General features: G+C 73.1%; 16 protein-coding genes. 11 read left to right on the forward strand and 5 right to left on the reverse strand.

Annotated elements, in window-relative coordinates:
- Positions 1 to 5: 5 nt before the first annotated feature.
- Genes BUB75_RS24095 through BUB75_RS24110 form a run of 4 tightly spaced genes read left to right on the forward strand, consistent with a single transcriptional unit; the run spans position 6 to position 3,965 of the window.
- A complete protein-coding gene (locus tag BUB75_RS24095; protein ID WP_073260055.1) occupies positions 6 to 1,025 on the forward strand; it encodes an AAA family ATPase in 1,020 nt (339 codons plus the stop codon).
- 2 nt (positions 1,026 to 1,027) lie between these two features.
- Complete coding sequence (locus BUB75_RS24100) at positions 1,028 to 1,918, forward strand: DUF58 domain-containing protein (RefSeq protein ID WP_073260056.1); 891 nt, start codon at positions 1,028 to 1,030, stop codon at positions 1,916 to 1,918.
- Entirely contained in the window at positions 1,915 to 2,892 is a 978-nt protein-coding gene (locus BUB75_RS24105) for a VWA domain-containing protein (RefSeq protein WP_073260057.1), read from the forward strand. The genes BUB75_RS24100 and BUB75_RS24105 overlap by 4 nt, the downstream gene beginning before the upstream one ends.
- Complete coding sequence (locus BUB75_RS24110; protein ID WP_073260058.1) at positions 2,892 to 3,965, forward strand: VWA domain-containing protein; 1,074 nt, start codon at positions 2,892 to 2,894, stop codon at positions 3,963 to 3,965. Before BUB75_RS24105 ends, BUB75_RS24110 begins: the two co-directional genes overlap by 1 nt.
- Here the strand turns inward: BUB75_RS24110 and BUB75_RS24115 are convergent.
- Positions 3,936 to 6,683 (reverse strand): helix-turn-helix transcriptional regulator, encoded by a 2,748-nt coding sequence (locus BUB75_RS24115; RefSeq protein WP_073260059.1) that lies wholly within the window; start codon positions 6,681 to 6,683, stop codon positions 3,936 to 3,938. The two genes, BUB75_RS24110 and BUB75_RS24115, sit on opposite strands and share 30 nt — an antisense overlap.
- Positions 6,684 to 6,754: 71 nt before the next feature.
- Here BUB75_RS24115 and BUB75_RS46425 point away from each other — a divergent pair, with 71 nt between their 5' ends.
- From BUB75_RS46425 to BUB75_RS24140, 5 genes are read left to right on the forward strand one after another with little or no spacing between them, the layout of a single operon-like run.
- The gene (locus BUB75_RS46425) at positions 6,755 to 8,269 is read left to right on the forward strand and encodes a hypothetical protein (protein ID WP_178379963.1); all 1,515 of its coding nucleotides are present in this window, start codon (positions 6,755 to 6,757) and stop codon (positions 8,267 to 8,269) included.
- A gap of 5 nt (positions 8,270 to 8,274) precedes the next feature.
- Positions 8,275 to 8,760: a pyridoxamine 5'-phosphate oxidase family protein gene (locus BUB75_RS24125; protein ID WP_178379964.1), complete on the forward strand. Its 486-nt coding sequence runs from the start codon at positions 8,275 to 8,277 to the stop codon at positions 8,758 to 8,760.
- Positions 8,757 to 9,380 carry a dihydrofolate reductase family protein gene (locus BUB75_RS24130; protein ID WP_073260062.1) on the forward strand — a complete coding sequence of 208 codons (624 nt, stop codon included), beginning with the start codon at positions 8,757 to 8,759 and terminating at the stop codon, positions 9,378 to 9,380. The genes BUB75_RS24125 and BUB75_RS24130 overlap by 4 nt, the downstream gene beginning before the upstream one ends.
- Positions 9,381 to 9,434: 54 nt before the next feature.
- Entirely contained in the window at positions 9,435 to 10,640 is a 1,206-nt protein-coding gene (locus tag BUB75_RS24135) for a serine/threonine-protein kinase (RefSeq protein WP_073260063.1), read from the forward strand.
- A 46-nt stretch (positions 10,641 to 10,686) separates the two neighbouring features.
- Positions 10,687 to 11,076: a hypothetical protein gene (locus tag BUB75_RS24140; protein WP_073260064.1), complete on the forward strand. Its 390-nt coding sequence runs from the start codon at positions 10,687 to 10,689 to the stop codon at positions 11,074 to 11,076.
- Here the strand turns inward: BUB75_RS24140 and BUB75_RS24145 are convergent.
- Positions 11,060 to 11,887, reverse strand: coding sequence for an SDR family oxidoreductase (locus BUB75_RS24145; RefSeq protein ID WP_073260065.1), 828 nt, complete (start codon positions 11,885 to 11,887; stop codon positions 11,060 to 11,062). The two genes, BUB75_RS24140 and BUB75_RS24145, sit on opposite strands and share 17 nt — an antisense overlap.
- A gap of 94 nt (positions 11,888 to 11,981) precedes the next feature.
- On the opposite strand from BUB75_RS24145, the gene BUB75_RS24150 reads away from it, so the two are divergent.
- Positions 11,982 to 12,947: a helix-turn-helix transcriptional regulator gene (locus tag BUB75_RS24150; RefSeq protein WP_073260066.1), complete on the forward strand. Its 966-nt coding sequence runs from the start codon at positions 11,982 to 11,984 to the stop codon at positions 12,945 to 12,947.
- Positions 12,948 to 12,968: 21 nt separating this feature from the next.
- Here BUB75_RS24150 and BUB75_RS24155 read toward each other — a convergent pair whose 3' ends face one another.
- Positions 12,969 to 13,850: a LysR family transcriptional regulator gene (locus BUB75_RS24155; RefSeq protein WP_073260067.1), complete on the reverse strand. Its 882-nt coding sequence runs from the start codon at positions 13,848 to 13,850 to the stop codon at positions 12,969 to 12,971.
- Between the two features lie 74 nt (positions 13,851 to 13,924).
- Here BUB75_RS24155 and BUB75_RS24160 point away from each other — a divergent pair, with 74 nt between their 5' ends.
- The gene (locus tag BUB75_RS24160) at positions 13,925 to 15,394 is read left to right on the forward strand and encodes an NAD-dependent succinate-semialdehyde dehydrogenase (RefSeq protein ID WP_073260068.1); all 1,470 of its coding nucleotides are present in this window, start codon (positions 13,925 to 13,927) and stop codon (positions 15,392 to 15,394) included.
- 30 nt (positions 15,395 to 15,424) lie between these two features.
- On the opposite strand, the gene BUB75_RS46430 is transcribed toward BUB75_RS24160, so the two are convergent.
- Positions 15,425 to 15,577, reverse strand: coding sequence for a hypothetical protein (locus BUB75_RS46430; RefSeq protein WP_178379965.1), 153 nt, complete (start codon positions 15,575 to 15,577; stop codon positions 15,425 to 15,427).
- A 58-nt stretch (positions 15,578 to 15,635) separates the two neighbouring features.
- Positions 15,636 to 17,003 carry a DUF1996 domain-containing protein gene (locus BUB75_RS24165; protein ID WP_073260069.1) on the reverse strand — a complete coding sequence of 456 codons (1,368 nt, stop codon included), beginning with the start codon at positions 17,001 to 17,003 and terminating at the stop codon, positions 15,636 to 15,638.
- Positions 17,004 to 17,016: the final 13 nt, after the last annotated feature.

A 17,016-nucleotide genomic window follows, 5' to 3' on the forward strand; every position in this document is an offset into this window, starting at 1 on the left:
CACGTATGACGCGGCAGTGGAACGGCAGCGCGACCACACCGAACGGATCGGGCGCGGGCCCCGGCGGACCGGTGGAGCAGGTGCTCTACGAGGTCAAGAAGACGATCGTGGGCCAGGACGCGCTGCTCGAACGGCTGCTGGTGGCGCTGCTGGCGCGCGGCCACATCCTGGTCGAAGGCGTCCCCGGCCTGGCGAAGACGCTCGCGGTGAAGTCACTCGCCGAGGCGATCGGCGGGCAGTTCCACCGGGTGCAGTTCACCCCGGACCTGGTGCCCGCCGACATTCTCGGCACCCGCATCTACCACCAGCCGACCGGGGAGTTCCAGGTCTCGCTCGGGCCGGTGTTCACGAACCTGCTGCTCGCCGACGAGATCAACCGGGCGCCGGCCAAGGTGCAGAGCGCGCTGCTCGAGGTCATGCAGGAGCAGCAGGTCACGATCGGCCGCGAGACCCACCGCGTCCCGGCGCCGTTCCTGGTGATGGCCACCCAGAACCCGATCGAGTCCGAGGGAACCTATCCGTTACCCGAGGCGCAGGTCGACCGGTTCATGATGAAGGTCGTCGTCGGCTACCCCAGCACCACCGAGGAGTTCGTGATCGTCGAGCGGGCGATCGCGCCCGGCGCGGCGATCCAGCGGATCATCGACCCCGAGCAGCTGGTCGCGATGCAGCGGGACGCCGACCGCGTCTACGTCGACCCGGCGCTGATCGAGTACGCGGTGCAGCTGGCCTCCGCCACCCGCGAACCGGCCCAGGTGGGCCTGGGCGACCTCGCCCGGTACGTGATGTTCGGCGCGAGCCCCCGCGCGTCGATCAGCCTCGTGCTCGGCGCCCGCGCGCTCGCGTACCTGCGCGGCCGGGAGTACGTGGTGCCCGAGGACCTCACCGACCTCGCGCTGGACGTCTTCCGGCACCGGCTGGTGCTGTCCTACGAGGCGCTCTCCGACGACGTCACCGCCGACGCGGTGCTCACCGGCATCCTCGGCGCGCTGCGGGTGCCGGAGCCGGCCGGCCGGGGAGGCTGAGCATGGCGTCGGCCCCCGACCGGTTGCTGCGGCGCCTGGAGTGGAAGCTGCACCGTCGGCTGGACGGGCGGCTCCAGGGGTCGTATCGCACGGTGTGGCGGGGCGCCGGGATCGACTTCACCGACCTGCGCGCGTACGTCCCCGAGGACGACGTCCGGCACATCGACTGGAACGTCACCGCGCGCCTCGACGAGCCGTACGTCCGGCAGTACACCGAGGACCGGGAGCTGACCGCCTGGATGGTCGTCGACCGGTCGGCTTCGATGCGGTTCGGACGCTCGGAGCAGGGCAAAGAGTCGCTCGCGACCGAGCTGACGGTGGGTCTGGCGCAGATGCTCTCCCAGGGCGGCAACCGGGTCGGCGCAATCCTCTACGACAACGGGTCGCACCAGGTGATCCCGCCCCGCACCGGCCGTAACCAGATCCTCCGGCTCGCCGCCGAACTGACCCGGCCGCAGCACGCTACCGGTCCCGGCACCACCACGGACCTGTCCGCGATGCTGCGGCTGGCAGCCGCGACGACGTCCCGGCGCCGCAGCCTGGTGTTCGTCGTCTCCGACTTCATCGGCGACCCGGGCTGGGAACGGGCGCTGACCATGCTCTCCCACCGGCACGAGGTCGTCGTCGTCCGGATCGTCGACCCGGTTGAGCTCGAGCTGCCCGACGTCGGGCTGATCCTGGTGCAGGACGCCGAGACCGGCGAACAGGTGCTGGTCGACACCAGCGACCCGATCCTGCAACGGCAGCTGAGCGCCGAGGTCCGGGCCCGCGAGGAGGCGGTCGAGGACGGCATGCACCGGGCCGCGGTGAACTCCCACCGGATCACCACCGACGAGGGCGTCGTCCCGGCGCTGGTCGGGCTCGTCCAGGACTCGCGCCGGAGGCGCCGGTGAGTCTCCACTACCCGTTCGTGCTCGCGGCCGCCGTGCTCCTCACGGCGGTGGCGGTCGTGGCGTACGTGCTGCTCCAGCGACGCCGGACGGCGGCGCTCGCGGCAGCGGGTCTGGCCGGGTCGGGTTCGCCGCGCCGGGCCGCGCTCCGGCGGCACCTGCCGTACGCGCTGCTGCTCGCCGCGCTGCCGCTGCTGCTCGTCGGCCTGGCCCGTCCGGAGGCGACGGTCACCGTCCCGCGGATCGCGGGCACGGTCGTCCTGGTCTTCGACGCGTCGAACAGCATGAAGGCCGACGACCTGAAGCCGAACCGGCTCGCGGCCGCGCAGGAGGCGGCGACGTCGTTCGTGGAGGACCAGCCGGACTCGGTCGACGTCGGCGTGGTCGTCTTCGGCGACCAGGCGCTGATGACGCAGGAGCCGACCGACGACCGGAACCTGGCGCTCGCGGCGATCAAGCGGGTCGGCGGCACCGGCGGGACGTCACTCTCCCAGGCGATCCTGGCGTCGCTGAGCACGATCACCGGGAAGCCGGTGAGCCTGCCTGCCGAGGGATCCGCCGCGCCCGCGCCCGACCTCGGCTACTGGCCGTCGGCGACGATCGTGCTGTTCTCCGACGGCGAGAACACCAGCGGCACCGACGTGCAGGGCGCGGCCGACCTCGCCGCAACCGCCGGGGTGCGGATCCAGACCGTCGGGGTGGGCACCGCGCGGGGAGCGACCGTCGAGGTCGACGGTTACCAGCTCGCCACCGCACTCGACGAGCCGCAGCTCACGTCGATCGCCGCGACGACCGGCGGCTCGTACCACCGCGCCGAGGACGCCGACGGGCTCGCCGAGACGACCCGGTCGATCGACCTGCGCCTGACCAGCAAGGAGGAACCGCTCGAGCTCACCGCCCCGGTCGCCGCCGTAGCGCTCGTGCTGCTGGTGGCCGGTGCGCTCCTGATGACCCGCTGGCACGGAAGGATCGTGTGATGTCGCTGCACTGGCCGTGGGCGCTGGTCGCGCTGCTGGCCGTGCCGCTGCTTCTGGTCGCCCGGTGGTGGTTGAACCGGCGCCGGCGGCGGACGGCGATCCAGGTCTCCAGCGTCGCGCTGATCCGGGCGGCGTTACCGAAACGATCGGCGTGGCGGCGGCGGGTCCCGGTGGTGCTGTTCCTCGCCGGTCTGCTGGCGCTCGGCGCGGGCGTGAGCCGTCCGCAGGCCTCGGTGACCGTGCCGACCGACCAGAGCACGATCCTGCTGGCGATCGACGTGTCCGGTTCGATGTGTACGACCGACATCGCGCCGAACCGGCTGGCGGTGGCCAGCGACGCCGCCCGCGCGTTCATCGAGTCGCAGGACAACGGCGTCCGGATCGGCCTGGTCGCGTTCTCCGGCATCGCCGGGCTGCTGGTAGCGCCCACCACGGACCAGGACGCGCTGCTCGCGGCCATCGACTCGCTGACCACCGCGCGGGGCACCGCGATCGGGCAGGCGATCCTCACCGCGATCGACGCGATCGCCGAGATCAACCCGGACGTCGCGGCCAGCGGCGTCGACCTGGGCGACAGCGCGCCGAACGGGGCTGCGCCGAGTTCACCGGGGCCGCTCGGTGACTACGAGCCGGATTCGATCGTCGTGCTGACCGACGGCTCGAACACCCAGGGCATCGATCCGGTCACCGCGGCCGAGCAGGCCGCCGCCCGCCGGGTGCGGGTGTTCACGATCGGCTTCGGCACCACCGAGCCCGCCCCGATGGTCTGCACCCCCGACCAGATCAGCGGCGACGCGACCGGCGGGAACTGGGGCGGCGGCCCGCGCGGTGGCGGCAGGCGGGTCCAGCAGATCGACGAGGACGCGCTCACCGGGGTCGCGGACCTGACCGGCGGCCGGTACTTCCAGGCCGAGGACGCCGACCAGCTGGCCGACGTCCTCTCCGACCTGCCGAGCGAGATCGGCCTGCAGCGGCGTGACATCGAGGTCACGGTCTGGTTCGTGCTGGGCGCGACCGCGCTGATCGCCACCGGGGTCGGGTTGTCACTCTGGTGGAACCGGCCGCGCGTCTAGGGCAGCCGCGCGTTCGGCGGCCGCGGTGGCGAGCTCGGTGCGGTTGGCCGTGTGGAGCTTGGCGAACACGCGCGACAGGTGAGTCTTCACCGTGCCCCTGCTCATGAACAACCGGGCACCGACTTCGGCGTTCGTGAGCCCCTCGGCGACGAGGCGGACGACCTGCAGCTCAGTGGGGGTCAGGCTGGACCAGCCGGTCGCGGGCCTGCCGCGGCGACCGCGGGCGCGGCGGATGTCGGCGACGGCCTGGTCGAGCGTGCGGCCCGCCCCCTCGGCCGCGGCCTCGTCGAACGCCGGGACGCCGAGCGCGTCACGCAGTTCCGCGGCGGTCGCCTCGAACGCCCGCTGCTGGTGCGGTGGGCGCGGCAGGCCCAGGGCAGCTCGGGCCGACTCGGCCGCGTACAGGGCGCGGACGTCCTCGAGGCTCGGCCGGATCGCCGCTCCGTGCTGGGCCAACGCCTCCAGGCTGTCCGGCTGGGTGGCGCGCAGCCCGTGTTCGACGCGGATGGCCAGCGCCTCGTGGTGCAGGTCGAGGGCCCGTGACCGCTCGCCGGAAGCCGCCGCGAGTTCTCCCTGCGCTGAGTACGCTTCGGCGAGCGATGCGGGCAGCCCCAGACGTTGGGCGACGACGAGCGCGCTGCCCAGGATCGTCGAGGCCTCGTCGGGCTGGTCAGCGATGATCAGCGCGGCGCCGAGCTCGGGCAGAGCCTGGCCGGCCACCCAGGTCTCGAGCCCACGGTCGGTGGAGCGGGCGGCCGGGCGGAGCCGGGCAACGGCAGCACCCGGGTCGTCGCGGCGCAGTGCCAGCGCGGCCATCGCGCGGTCGAAGAACGGGATGAACACCTCGCCCTCCACACCGTCCACAGAGCGCACCACCGGAGCGATGGCCTCGGCCGCACCGGCCAGGTCGCCGGTCAGCGCCCTGATCCGGGCGAGGGCCGAGCGGGCGGAGCCCACCCGCAGATAGTCGTCCAACGGCTCGGCGACGTGCAGTGCCTGCGTCGCGAGGTCGAGCGCCCGAGCCGGCTCACCGATCGCCAGGGCGCCGGACGCCTGGAACGCGAGCACGGTGGACAACACGCCCCGGTGGTGCCGGAGGTCCCGCCGGACGGCCTCGTCGAACGTCGTCCGCGCGTCAGCGTGCCGGTCACGCAGGTGCAGGATGATCGTCTGCAGCGCTCGCGCGCCGCCGCGGGCGAAGCGGACCTCGCCCGCTCGCGCCGCGCGGTGAGCCTGTTCGCACAGGTGCCACGCCGCGTCGAAGTCGGTGTAGAACGCGCCGACCGCCGACAGGGTCAGCGACAGCGCGCGGAGGCCGTCGTCGCCGACCTCGGTGGCCAGGTCCACCGCTCGGGTCGCGGCGTCGTACTCCAGGTCGAGCGGGCTGGTGGTGTCGAGGACGAGCGCGAGGCCGGTCAGCAGGCGCGCCTGCAGCCCGGATCGCTCGTCGGGGGCGCGGTCGATGGCCCGGCGCAGGTAGCCGACCCCTTCCCGGCCGTGCCGGTCGAGGTGCCACAGCCACATTAGCGCCGCTGCCAGCCGCCGACCGGCGTCCGGGTCGTCGGCCGCCAGCCCGCGTTCCAGGGCAGCCCGGAGATTGTCGTACTCCAGGAGCAGCGCCCGCCGCCAGCGGTCGGTGTCGCGTTCCCGCTCGGCCTCGATCGACTCGGCGAACTCCAGGTACCAGTCGAGATGCCGGCCGCGCAGCGCGGTTTCCTCACCGGCCTCGACGAGGCGGGCCATCCCGTAGGCCCGGATGGTCTCCAGCAGCCGGTATCGGTACGCACCGTCGTGTTCGTCGGCCACCACGAGCGACTTGTCCACCAGGCGCCCGAGCGTGGGCAGCACCGCGGCCGCGGGAACCACGCCCCCGGCCCCGAGCGCTTGCGCCGCCGGGAGGCTGAACGTTCCGGTGAACACGGCGAGCCGGCGAAAGACGGCCCGTTCGGTGTCGTCGAGCAGTGCGTGGCTCCAGTCGATCGAGCCCGCCAGCGTGCGCTGCCGCCGCTGGGCGCCGCGCGGTCCCCGCACCAGCAGCGTGAACCGGTCCTCGAGACCGGCCTCGACCTGCTGCGGCGTGAGCGTCCGCAGCCACGCGGCGGCCAGCTCCAACGCCAGCGGGATGCCGTCGAGGTGCGCCACGATCGACCGGACGGCGGCCTCGTTGGTCTCGTCCAGCACGAACGAGGGCTCGGCCAGGCGCGCGCGGTCGGCGAACAGCGCCAACGCGTCGTCGTCCGACAGCGGAGGGAGGGCCAGGATCGCCTCGCCCGGCACACCGAGCGGTTCGCGGCTGGTCACCAGGGCCGTGACGCGTGGACAGCTCCGCAGGACGGCCTGCACCACCTCGGCGATCGGATCGAGCAGGTGCTCGGCGTTGTCCAGGCAGAGCAGCGCGTGGTGCCCGCCGAGGTGGACGGTCAGCGCGGACAACGGTGGTCCCACGATCGGGACGCCCACCGCGTCGGTGACCGCTTCCGCCACCGCCGCACCGTCCCCGGCCGCAGCCGACAGGTCGACCCACCAGATGCCGTCGGCGTAGCGGCCGTTCTGGCCCTCGGCGACCCGGGTCACCAGCCTGGTCTTGCCCGCGCCGCCGGGCCCGGTCACGGTGACCAGCCGATGGCGGGCCAGCAGCCGGCCCGCGGTCTCGAGCTCGGTCCGGCGCCCGACGAACGACGTCAGCGGGCTCTGCAGGTTGGTGGGTACCTCGGTCACGGGACCACGATGGCCTCTGCGTCGGCCAGATGGCAGATGTTCCGTGGATCGGCGTGGTCGAGGCTGACGTCATGACGACGACATCACTCCGTGCCGACGGGCCACTGGCCGTCGCGACCCGGAACCCCCGCTACTTCACCCCGACGTCGGGCCCCCGCGCCGGCCGTGCGGTGTACCTGACCGGATCGCACATCTGGAACAACCTGCACGACGGCATGGGGCCAGGACCTGAGGGCCCGGCCGAGCCCGAGCAGCTCGACTACGACGCCTACCTGCGGTTCCTCACCGACCGCGGCCACAACTTCATCCGGCTCTGGCGCTGGGAACAGTTCCGTTCGCAGGCGGCGGGCGGGAACTACCACCTCAACATGGAGCCGCAGCCCTGGGCGCGCACCGGGCCGGGCACCGCCAAGGACGGCAAACCCCGGTTCGACCTGGAGCGCTTCGACGAGAGTTTCTTCGACCGGCTCCGCGACCGGGTGATCCGCGCGGGTGAGGCGGGCATCTACGTGGGCGTGATGTTGTTCGACGGCTGGGCGCTGCACCTGAGCCCGGCGCCCGACCACGTCGAGGGCCACCCGTTCCACGCCGGGAACAACGTCAACGGCACGTCGGTGACCTCGATCGACGACCTGCAGGTCCAGCCCTTGGACCCGACGGTGCGGGACCTCCAGGCGGCGTACGTCCGCAAGGTCGTCGACACGGTGCACGACCTGCCGAACGTCCTGTGGGAGGTCGCCAACGAGTCCGCCGGGGGCGGAGCAGCGAGCGAGGAGTTCGCGAAGGCGCTGGGCATGGACGAGCCACCGGTGTGGGGTGACTCCACCGAGTGGCAGTACTGGGTCATCGACGTCGTCAAGCAGCACGAGGCGGCGTGCGGCTACCCGGTGCACCCGATCGGGATGACCATGCAGTTCCCGGTCGCCGAGCAGACGAGGGTGAACGAACCATTGCTGCGCAGCGCGGCCGAGTGGATCTCCCCGGGGTACGACGACGAGATCTTCAGCAACGGGCGGCACCCGATGTCGCCCGGCGAGCCACCGTCCCAGTGGTTCGCCGACCCGCCGGTCGCCGACGGCGCGAAGGTGATCCTCAGCGACACCGACCACTACGCGCCGGGACAGGGTGACGCGCTGTGGGCCTGGAAGTCGTTCCTCCGGGGCCACCACCCGATCCTGATGGACTTCGGCCTGATCGGAGGGCTGGAGCCCGCGGGGGCGTCGCCCGCCGACACCGGCGAGCCACCGTTCGAGCTGTACGAGCCCGCGCGGTGGGCCATGGGCGACACCCGCCGCTACGCCGAACGCCTGAACCTCATCGACACGCAGCCCGATCGCACCACCGCGTCCACCGGCTACGCGCTGGTCAACCCCGGGTCGGAGTACCTCGTCCTGGAACCGCACGGCGACGGGCGAGCGTTCACCGTCGACCTGCCGGCCGGTTCGTACGCGGTCGAATGGTTCGGTGTCGCCTCCCGCGACACGTCCACGGCCGACCCGCGGACGATCGACGCGGCGGGCACCGCCGAGTTCGCGGCGCCGTTCGGATCGGGCCCGGCCGTCCTGTACCTGCGCCGGATCGGGTGACGCCGATGTGGAAAGCCGTGCCGCGCCTGCTCGCCGCGCACCACTACCTCGTCCTCGGCACCGCGGACGGCGAGGGCCGGCCGTGGGCCACCCCGGTGTTCTACGCGGCCGACGGCGACCACCGGGTCGTCTGGGTGTCCGCACCGGACAGCCGACACTCTCGCAACATCGCCGCACGGCCGGGCGTGGCGATCACCGTCTTCGACTCCTCCGCGCCGATCGGCGGCGCGGAGGCGCTCTACCTGCAGGCGACCGCCGAGGCCGTCCCGGACGACGACGACGCTCGCGGCGCGGCGCTCGCCCTGCTCAACGCCCGGCTGCCGGCCGGTCACCAGCTGGGACCGGAGGACCTCGGGCCGCTCCAGCCGTACCAGGCCGTGATCACCCAGCACTACGTGCTGATCCGGGGCGGTGACACCCGGTTCGACAACGTCACGGACGCCCGGCTCGCGGTCACCCCGCCGGCCCGGACCCCGGAGGAGAAACCATGACGAGCAAGGTCGTGCTGTACATGTCGATGTCGCTGGACGGGTTCATCACCGGCCCGGACGACGACAGGGACCGCGGGCTCGGCGTCGGCGGCGAACGGCTGCACGAGTGGCTGGCGGCCGGTTCGGTGGATCCGTCCTCGTACCGGCCCGTCGCGGAGCCCAACGCGACGGTGTTCGACGAGATGATGGCCACCGGCGCGGTCATCACCGGTCGGCGCACGTTCGAGTCCGCCGGCCAGTGGGCCGGCGATCACCACGACAACGTGCCGATCTTCGTGCTCACCCACGCGCCGCCCGACGAGCCCGCGCCCGGGTCCGCGCGTTACGTCACCGATGTCGAATCGTGCGTCCGGCAGGCCAAAGCCGCGGCCGGCGGCCGGGACATCATGGTGCACGGCGCCGCGACCGCGCAGGCCTGCCTGCGGGCCGGCCTGCTCGACGAGCTCGAGGTGCACCTGATCCCGGTGCTGCTCGGGCAGGGGCGCCGGCTGTTCGAGGAGCTGCCGGCCGAGCACGTCGAGCTGGAACTGCGGCGCGTTCTGGACGGGCCGGGCGTGCTGCACCTGCGGTACAGCGTCGCCCGGCCGGCCGGTGCGCGTCCGTTCGCGGAGGTTCGCTAACGCCTCCGACGCGGAACGTTTTTCCGAACAGTGTCCGGTGGCTAGGCTGCCCGGGTGCCGTTCGACCGGGGGAAGATCGCCGCTGCGCTCCCGTCCTACGCGCTGGGCAAGCAGGTCGGCAGCGGCGGGTTCGGTCTCGTCCTCGAAGGGCGCCACCGCCAGCTGGGGCGGCCGGTCGCGATCAAGGTCCTGTCGATGCACGACGCTGCCGTCGAGCGCCGGTTCCTCGCCGAAGCGCAGGTGATGGCTGCGTTCGACCATCCGCACGTCGTCCACGTTCACGACTACGCCGACGACGAAGGGCTCTGCGTCCTGGTGATGGAGCACTGCCCGGGCGGGACGCTGACCGACCGGCTGGAGGCGGGGTTACCGCCGGAGGCGGCGTGCGCGATCGCGCTCTCGATCGCCGACGCGTTGCACGCGGCGCACACCCGCGGCATCGTTCACCGGGACGTCAAGCCCGACAACGTGCTGTTCGCCGCCGACGGCGCGGCCAAGGTGACCGACTTCGGCCTGGCGAAGATCTTCGAGGGCAGCGTCGTGACCAGCGGCTCGCTGGTCGGCACGCCGGGGTACGCGGCCCCCGAACAGATCCTCGGGCAGCAGGTACGGCCGGCCACCGACGTCTACGCGCTGGCCGGGATCTCCTACCACATGCTCACCGGGCGGCCGCCGTACCCGGTGGACCTACCGGTGCCCGAGATGCTGCACCACCAGATCTACCGCGGCCCCGAGCTGCCCGCCGGGATGCCTGACCGGTTCGCGACGGTCGTCGGCCACGCGCTGCGCCGGGAGCCGTCCGAGCGGCCGGAGTCCGCGAAGGAGTTCGCGCTGCTGCTGGCGGCCGCGGCCGCGGCGGAACTGGGGCCGGACTGGCTGAGCCGCGCGAACACCCCGCTGCGGGTCGAGGAGGACGTGCTCCGGGCGGCGTCCGGCAGCCGGGGCCTCACCACCACCGGCGGCAGACGGTTGGTGAGCCGGTCCCTGCGCCGGTCACGGACGACGGGAACCTCGGCGACGAGCGGCGGCCGGCGCCGGGGGCGGCACGCGGCGCCCGACGACGAGCCCGCCCCGTTCCCGTCCGGCCCCGCCGAGCCGCTCTCGTCCGAGGAGGTGCGGCGCCGGATCGCTGCCTGGTCGCACGACGACGAGGGGCTCAGCGGCCGGACCTGGGTCATCCTCGCGCTGGTGCTCGCGCTCGTGGCCGCGCTGAGCGTCGTCGCCGGGGTGGTGCTCGGACAGGCCCAGCGGGGCGCTTGACCCCCGCCGCGGGGCGGCGGAGAGTGGTGGCCGGAGGTGGGCGGCGATGGCGGTCACCACTGTGGACGAGACGCTCGCGGCGACACTGCGGGACGCGGTCGCGCTGCAACCGGTCGCCGAGGACGCGCTGGCCGCGCTGTCCAGCGGCGAGGACACGGTCGGGATCTGGGCGCGGGCGGCGTCGCGGCTGGCCGGACGGTACTGCGACCTGCTCACCGCGTTACCGACCGACACCCCGCAGCGGCGTCGCGCGGCGGTGCTGCTCGACTACCACCAGCACCTGCTGCGGCAGACGATGCGGTTCGCCTGCTCGCTCGACCACGTCGCCGACCGCCGGGAGCTGAGCCGGCGCCAGGCCGGCGCCGGGTTCGGGCCGCCCGGCGCTGAGCTCCGGCGCCTGCTCGCCGAGTCGGCGCCGGTCACCCGCGGTCGCTGAACTCCGTGCGGTGCTCGGCCACCCACTGGGCGTAGGTGCGGGCCGGGACGCCGGTCACCTCCTCGACGGTGGGGAGCACCGTGTAGCCCGCAGCCGGCGGGTCGGTGCGCATCGTCAGGAAGAATTCGATGTCGTCCGCGCCGAACCCCTGCTCCCGCCACTGCGCGACGACCTCGTCCCGGGACAGCTCGACGAACCGGATCTCCCGGTCCAGCACCTCGGCGAGGATCCGGACCTGGTCGACCGGGGTGAGCACCTCGGGCCCGGTCAGCCAGTACTCGCGGCCGTCGTGCCCGTCCGAGGTCAACACGGTCGCCGCGACCGCGGCGATGTCCCCGTCGTGGACCAGCGCGCTGCGGGACTGCGCGAACCCCTCCCGGACGACGCCCTCGGCGCGGATCGCGTCGGCCCAGCCGAGCGTGTTCGACATGAACTCGACCGGCGCCAGCCCGGTCCACCGAAGCCCGCCGTCGTCCAGCGACTGCTCCAGCGGGCTGCGCTCGAGGTCACCCTTCAGCACGGTCACGCGCTCGACGCCGGCCTTCGCGGCGGCCGCGACGATCTCCGCGCCGTTGGTCAGCGGGGCGTAGTCGTCGCCGAACGTGATCAGGTGCGCAGCGGTGACGCCGTCGAAGAGCTGCGGCAGCGCGTCGCTGTCGGTGAGGTTCCCGGCGACGACGTCCACACCGGTGGGCAGGTTCGCCCTGGCCGGGTCGCGGGTCAGCGCGCGTACCGGGTGGCCGGCGGCGAGCAGCCGGTCGACGAGCGGCCTGCCGACGTTTCCGGTGGCGCCGGTGACGAGCACGGTCATGGTGTCTCTCCGATCGGGGAGGGGAGCGGCAACACCACGACCGTAGGAACAATCGCGGTCAACTCCTGTCCGCGATTCGAGGCAGAATCGAACCGTGCTCGACACGTCCGCGCGCCTGCTCCGCCTGCTCGGTCTGCTGCAGACCCATCGGGAGTGGACCGGGACCGCGCTCGCCGGCGAACTCGCCGTCACCGCCCGCACCGTGCGCCGTGACGTCGAGAAGCTCCGCGCGCTCGGCTACCCGATCGACGCGGTGGGCGGCGTCGGCGGGGGTTACCGGCTGGCCGCAGGCGCCGCGCTGCCGCCGCTGCTGCTCGACGACGACGAGGCGGTCGCGGTCGCGGTGGGGCTCCGCGGCGCGGCGTCCGGGGCCGCGGTCACCGGGATCGCCGAGAGCTCCGTGCGTGCACTGGCCAAACTCGACCAGGTGCTTCCGTCGCGGCTGCGCTACCGGGTCGCGACGCTCAGCGACGCCGTGGTCAGCCTGCCGGGCCGCGGCCCGTCGGTCGACGCGACGACGCTGGTCACGATCGCCACCGCGATCCGCGACACGACCCGGCTGCGCTTCGACTACACCAGCGGCACCGCGGAGGCCACGATCCGCGAGGTCGAGCCGTACCGTCTCGTCAACGCCGGGCGCCGGTGGTACTTGCTGAGCTGGGACGTCGCCCGCACCGACTGGCGCACGTTCCGGGTCGACCGGCTGCGCGTCCGCACGCCCGGCGGGCCGCGGTTCGCGCCGCGACCGCTGCCCACCGACGACTTGGCGGCCTACCTCGATGACGCGCTGGCCCGGGCGCCGTACCGGTACGAGGCAGTCCTCGTCCTGCACGGCACGCCCGACGCCGTCCGGGCGGAGGTGCCGGCCTGGCTCGGCGTCGTGGAGGAGCGGAGCTCCGACTCCTGCACGGTCCGGATCGGCTCCGACGACCTCGACCAGCTCGCGGTCTGGGTCAGCACATTCGGTTTCGACTTCGAGGTGCTCGAACCCGCCGAACTCCGGACACATCTGCGCGCGCTGGCCGCCCGGATGCACCGCGCCGCGCGGCGTCCAAAATAACAAGCCCAGACACGACGACGCTCACCCATACCCGTACCTCGCCACGACGTAGCGTTCGATCCGGGCGGCCAGGTCGGCGAGCACCGCAGCGGCCGGATGCCTGGCGTCCCACGCGCAGGAGAGGTGCACGCTGACCGGCGCGGCTCCGGAAGAGACGACCGCCAGCGGTATCAGGTCGAACCGCGGATCGTCGGAGACGACCGCGATCCCACGCCCGGCGGCGGCGAGTGCCTGCGCGACCGTGCCGTTGCTCGCCTCGACGGCGGCGGGTAGCGCGACACCCGCGGCCAGCACCGCGGCGTCGAACGCCTGGCGTGCGGGGTGCCCGGGCGGCAGCACGACGAGGTCCTCGTCGGCGAGAGCCCCGAGCGTCACCGAGCGTTCGGCCGCCCACCGGTGTCCGGGTGGGACGTACGCCCAGACCGGCAGCGGCGGCAGCGGGCGGGACGCGAACGGCGGGTGCGGTCGCCCGGCGGTGAGCACCAGGTCGGCGCCGCGCCGCCGGGCGTCGTCCGGAGTAAGGCCGTCGGACGCGAACACGGCGGGCACCGGATCGTTCGGGGCGAGCGTCACCAGGAACGGCGAGACGACGTCGGTCAGCGTCGTGGTGGGCGCGGCGATCGTGACGCGGGCGAGCCGCCCGCGGGCCTGCAGGTCCGCGGCGACGCGCAGCGCGTCGGCGCGTTCGAGCAGGTCGCGGGCGTGGGGGAGGAGCGCGCGCCCGGCGGGGGAGAGCCGCAGCCGGCCCTGGGCCCGCTCGAACAGGTCGACGCCGAGTTCGCGTTCGAGGCCGCGGAGCTGCCGGGACAGCGCGGGCTGCGTCACCCGTACCGCGTCGGCGGCGGCGCTCACGGTCCCGGCGTCCGCGACCGCGACGAAGTAGGCGATGGTGCGGAGCTCCACGTATGCCTTCCGGGCATGAGAACGATGACGAACAGGTATTGGACAGCATAGGCGACGCCGCGAACCCTGGAACCATGACCGTGTGCCCCGACGAGACCCTCGTCGACGCCTTGGATCCGACTCGCGCCCTCATCGTCGGCGGCGAACACCGCCGCGGCGGCGCCGGGCTGTTCGATGTCGAGGACCCCGCCGATCGCCGGGTCATCGCGGCGGTCGCCGACGCCGACCGCCGGGACGCGATCGCCGCGGTGGACGCCGCCCAGGCCGCGTTCGCGGGCTGGCGCGCGCTGCCGCCGCGGAGCCGGTCGGAGATCCTGCACCGGGCCCACGCGCTGATGCTGCGCGACGCCGACGACCTGGCGACGCTGGTCACCCGGGAGAACGGCAAGTCGTTCGCGGACGCGCGCGGCGAGGTGGTTTACGCGGCGGAGTTCTTCCGGTGGTTCGCCGAGGAGGCGGTGCGGACCGGCGGGGACTTCGGTCCGTCGCCCGCCGGGGGTACGCGGACGCTGGTCACGCACCGGCCGGTCGGGGTGGCGGCGCTGGTCACGCCGTGGAACTTCCCGGCGGCGATGGCGACGCGGAAGATCGCGCCCGCGCTGGCCGCCGGGTGCACGGTGGTGCTGAAGCCGGCGGCGGAGACCCCGCTGACCGCGATCGCGGTGGTGCGGCTGCTCGCCGAGGCCGGGGTGCCGGACGGCGTGGTCAACCTGGTGCCGTCCACCGACGCCGCCGGGGTGGTCGGCGCGTGGCTGGCCGACGCGCGGGTCCGCAAGATCTCGTTCACCGGCTCGACCCGGGTCGGGCAGCTGCTGCTGCGGCAGGCGGCCGACCGGGTGGTGAACACGTCGATGGAGCTCGGCGGCAACGCGCCGTTCGTCGTCACCGCGGACGCCGACCTCGACGCGGCGGTGGAGGGCGCGATGGTCGCGAAGTTCCGCGGCGGGGGTCAGGCCTGCACGGCGGCGAACCGGTTCTACGTGCACACCGACGTCGTCGCGGAGTTCACGGCCCGGTTCGGTGCCCGGGTCGAGGCGCTGACCGTGGGTCCGGCCGACACCGGCGCACAGATCGGTCCGCTGATCTCCGGCGCCGCGGTCGACCGGGTCACGGCCCTGGTCGCGGACGCCGTGGCGACCGGTGCCCGGGTGGCGGCGACCGCCGCGGTCCCGGAGTCGAAGGGCTGGTTCCTCGCCCCGACCGTGCTCGCCGACGTGCCCGCCGGTGCGGCGATCCTCGACGAGGAGATCTTCGGCCCGGTCGCGCCGATCGTGGCGTGGAGCGACGAGGAGGACCTGCTGCGGCAGGTGAACGGCACCGAGATGGGCCTGGCCGCCTATGTGTACGCCGGTGATCTCGGCCGCGCGCTGCGGCTCGCCGAGCGGATCGAGGCCGGGATGGTGGGCGTCAACCGGGGCCTGGTGTCGGATCCGGCGGCGCCGTTCGGCGGGATGAAGCAGTCCGGGATCGGCCGCGAGGGTGCGCGCGTCGGCCTGGAGGAGTTCTGCGAGACCCAGTTCTTCTCGGTCGACTGGCCGGTGTGACGGCTCCGGTCATCGACCGTTCCGACGGGGTCATCGACCGTTCCGGCGGCGAATCGCGATCACCCCCGCGACGACCAGGAGGACGGGGAGGATCAGGCCCCACATCAGCCAACCGTTCATCTGCGCCTCCAGGTTCGCCCCCGTGCCCTCGACCCTGGCGGTCAGCGGCGCCGGGAGACTCATCCCGGCGGGGTGACTGCGCGCCCGCAAGCGGAGTTACCGGCTTGCGGGCGCGCGGCGATCAGCAGCGGCGGCCGGCGTTGAGGCAGTTCACGACCCGCTTCATCGACGCGGGGGACATCACGTTGATGAAGTCGTTGTGGTCGGTGATCGGCTTGTGCAGCTGCTCGGGGAATCCGTCGGTGGCGAACGACGGGCCCCTCGGGACGTTGTAGGTGAGCGTGATCGTCAGCTTCGGCACCGCGACCGTGCCGCGCGGGCACTTGCCCGCCGCGTCCGGGAACAGGATGTGCGTGCGGTGGTTGGCGCTGTCGGTGCTCTTGCCGTCCCAGCAGCTCGGGAACTCCGCGATCCGGGTGAACCCGCGGCCGTCCGGGCAGAGTGTGTACTTGTCGGTGCTGATCCGGTTCGTGAAGCCCTGGCAGGTGAACTTCGCCCGCTGGTTGGCGCCGCCGTTCGTGAACGACTTGGCGTCACCGGTCAGCACGCGCAGGAACCGGGGCATCGGGACGACCTTGGAGAACGGGTTCCCGGAGTAGGTGATCGTCACCTTGGGCCGCAGCACCTTGCCGACGTTGAGGTCGGAGTCCAGCTCGCCCGGGACGCGTTTCTGGTTCTTGGTCTTCGTGATGTCCCGGATGACCGGCCAGTAGTAGCTGGACAGGTCGCCGCGGTCGCGGCAGGTGGTGCGTCCGGCGGCCAGGCTCTGGTCGGTGGAGGCGGCGGACGTCGTGGTGTTGCCGACGTAGTCGTGCAGGTGGTGTGCGCCGTTGCCGACGCCGGGCGCGACGATCACGTTGTCGGAGTTGAAGTGGCCGCGTTCGTTGTTGCCGCAGCGCGCGGTGAACGTGCCGCCGGAGCCGCGGCGGGTGGTCCTGGCGAGCGTGCTGCGGGTCGGCCGGACCTTGCGGATCGGGATGAAGTCCGCGGGCACCGGACCGGTCTGCACGTGTCCGTGGTTGGACGCGGACGGGGACGCGGACGAGGAGGCAGTGGGTGCCGCGGTGTTCCCGGCGCCCTGCACGCGGCAGGTGGCCAGCGTCGCCACGTCGAGGTTCGGACGCGGTGCCGCGCGTCCGATCGCGATCGTGATCCGGTCGATGGTGGCGGTCCGCTTGTCCTTCAACGGCCCGAGGATCGCGTTCTGGACGAAGTTCTTACCCCCCTCGCCCTGCGAGCTGACCAGCCGCTTGTTGGCCTCGTCGATCTGGGTCCGGAGCTGTGCGAGGTTCCGGTCGACCTCGGCGGCGGCCCGCGCCGGAACGGCGGGCAGCGCGGCCCGGACGTCCGGGCAGACGATCGTGCCGGGTGCGGAACCCGCCGATTTGTCGCTCGCGGACGACACCCCGACCAGGGTGGTGCCGGTGATCGCGAGCGCCGCGACGCCGACGACGGCGCCGATGGTCCATCTTTTCTGCAACTGAGTCATCCTCCGCCGAGTG

Origin of the sequence: Cryptosporangium aurantiacum (assembly GCF_900143005.1) — a bacterium.
In the GTDB taxonomy this organism is placed as follows: domain Bacteria; phylum Actinomycetota; class Actinomycetes; order Mycobacteriales; family Cryptosporangiaceae; genus Cryptosporangium; species Cryptosporangium aurantiacum.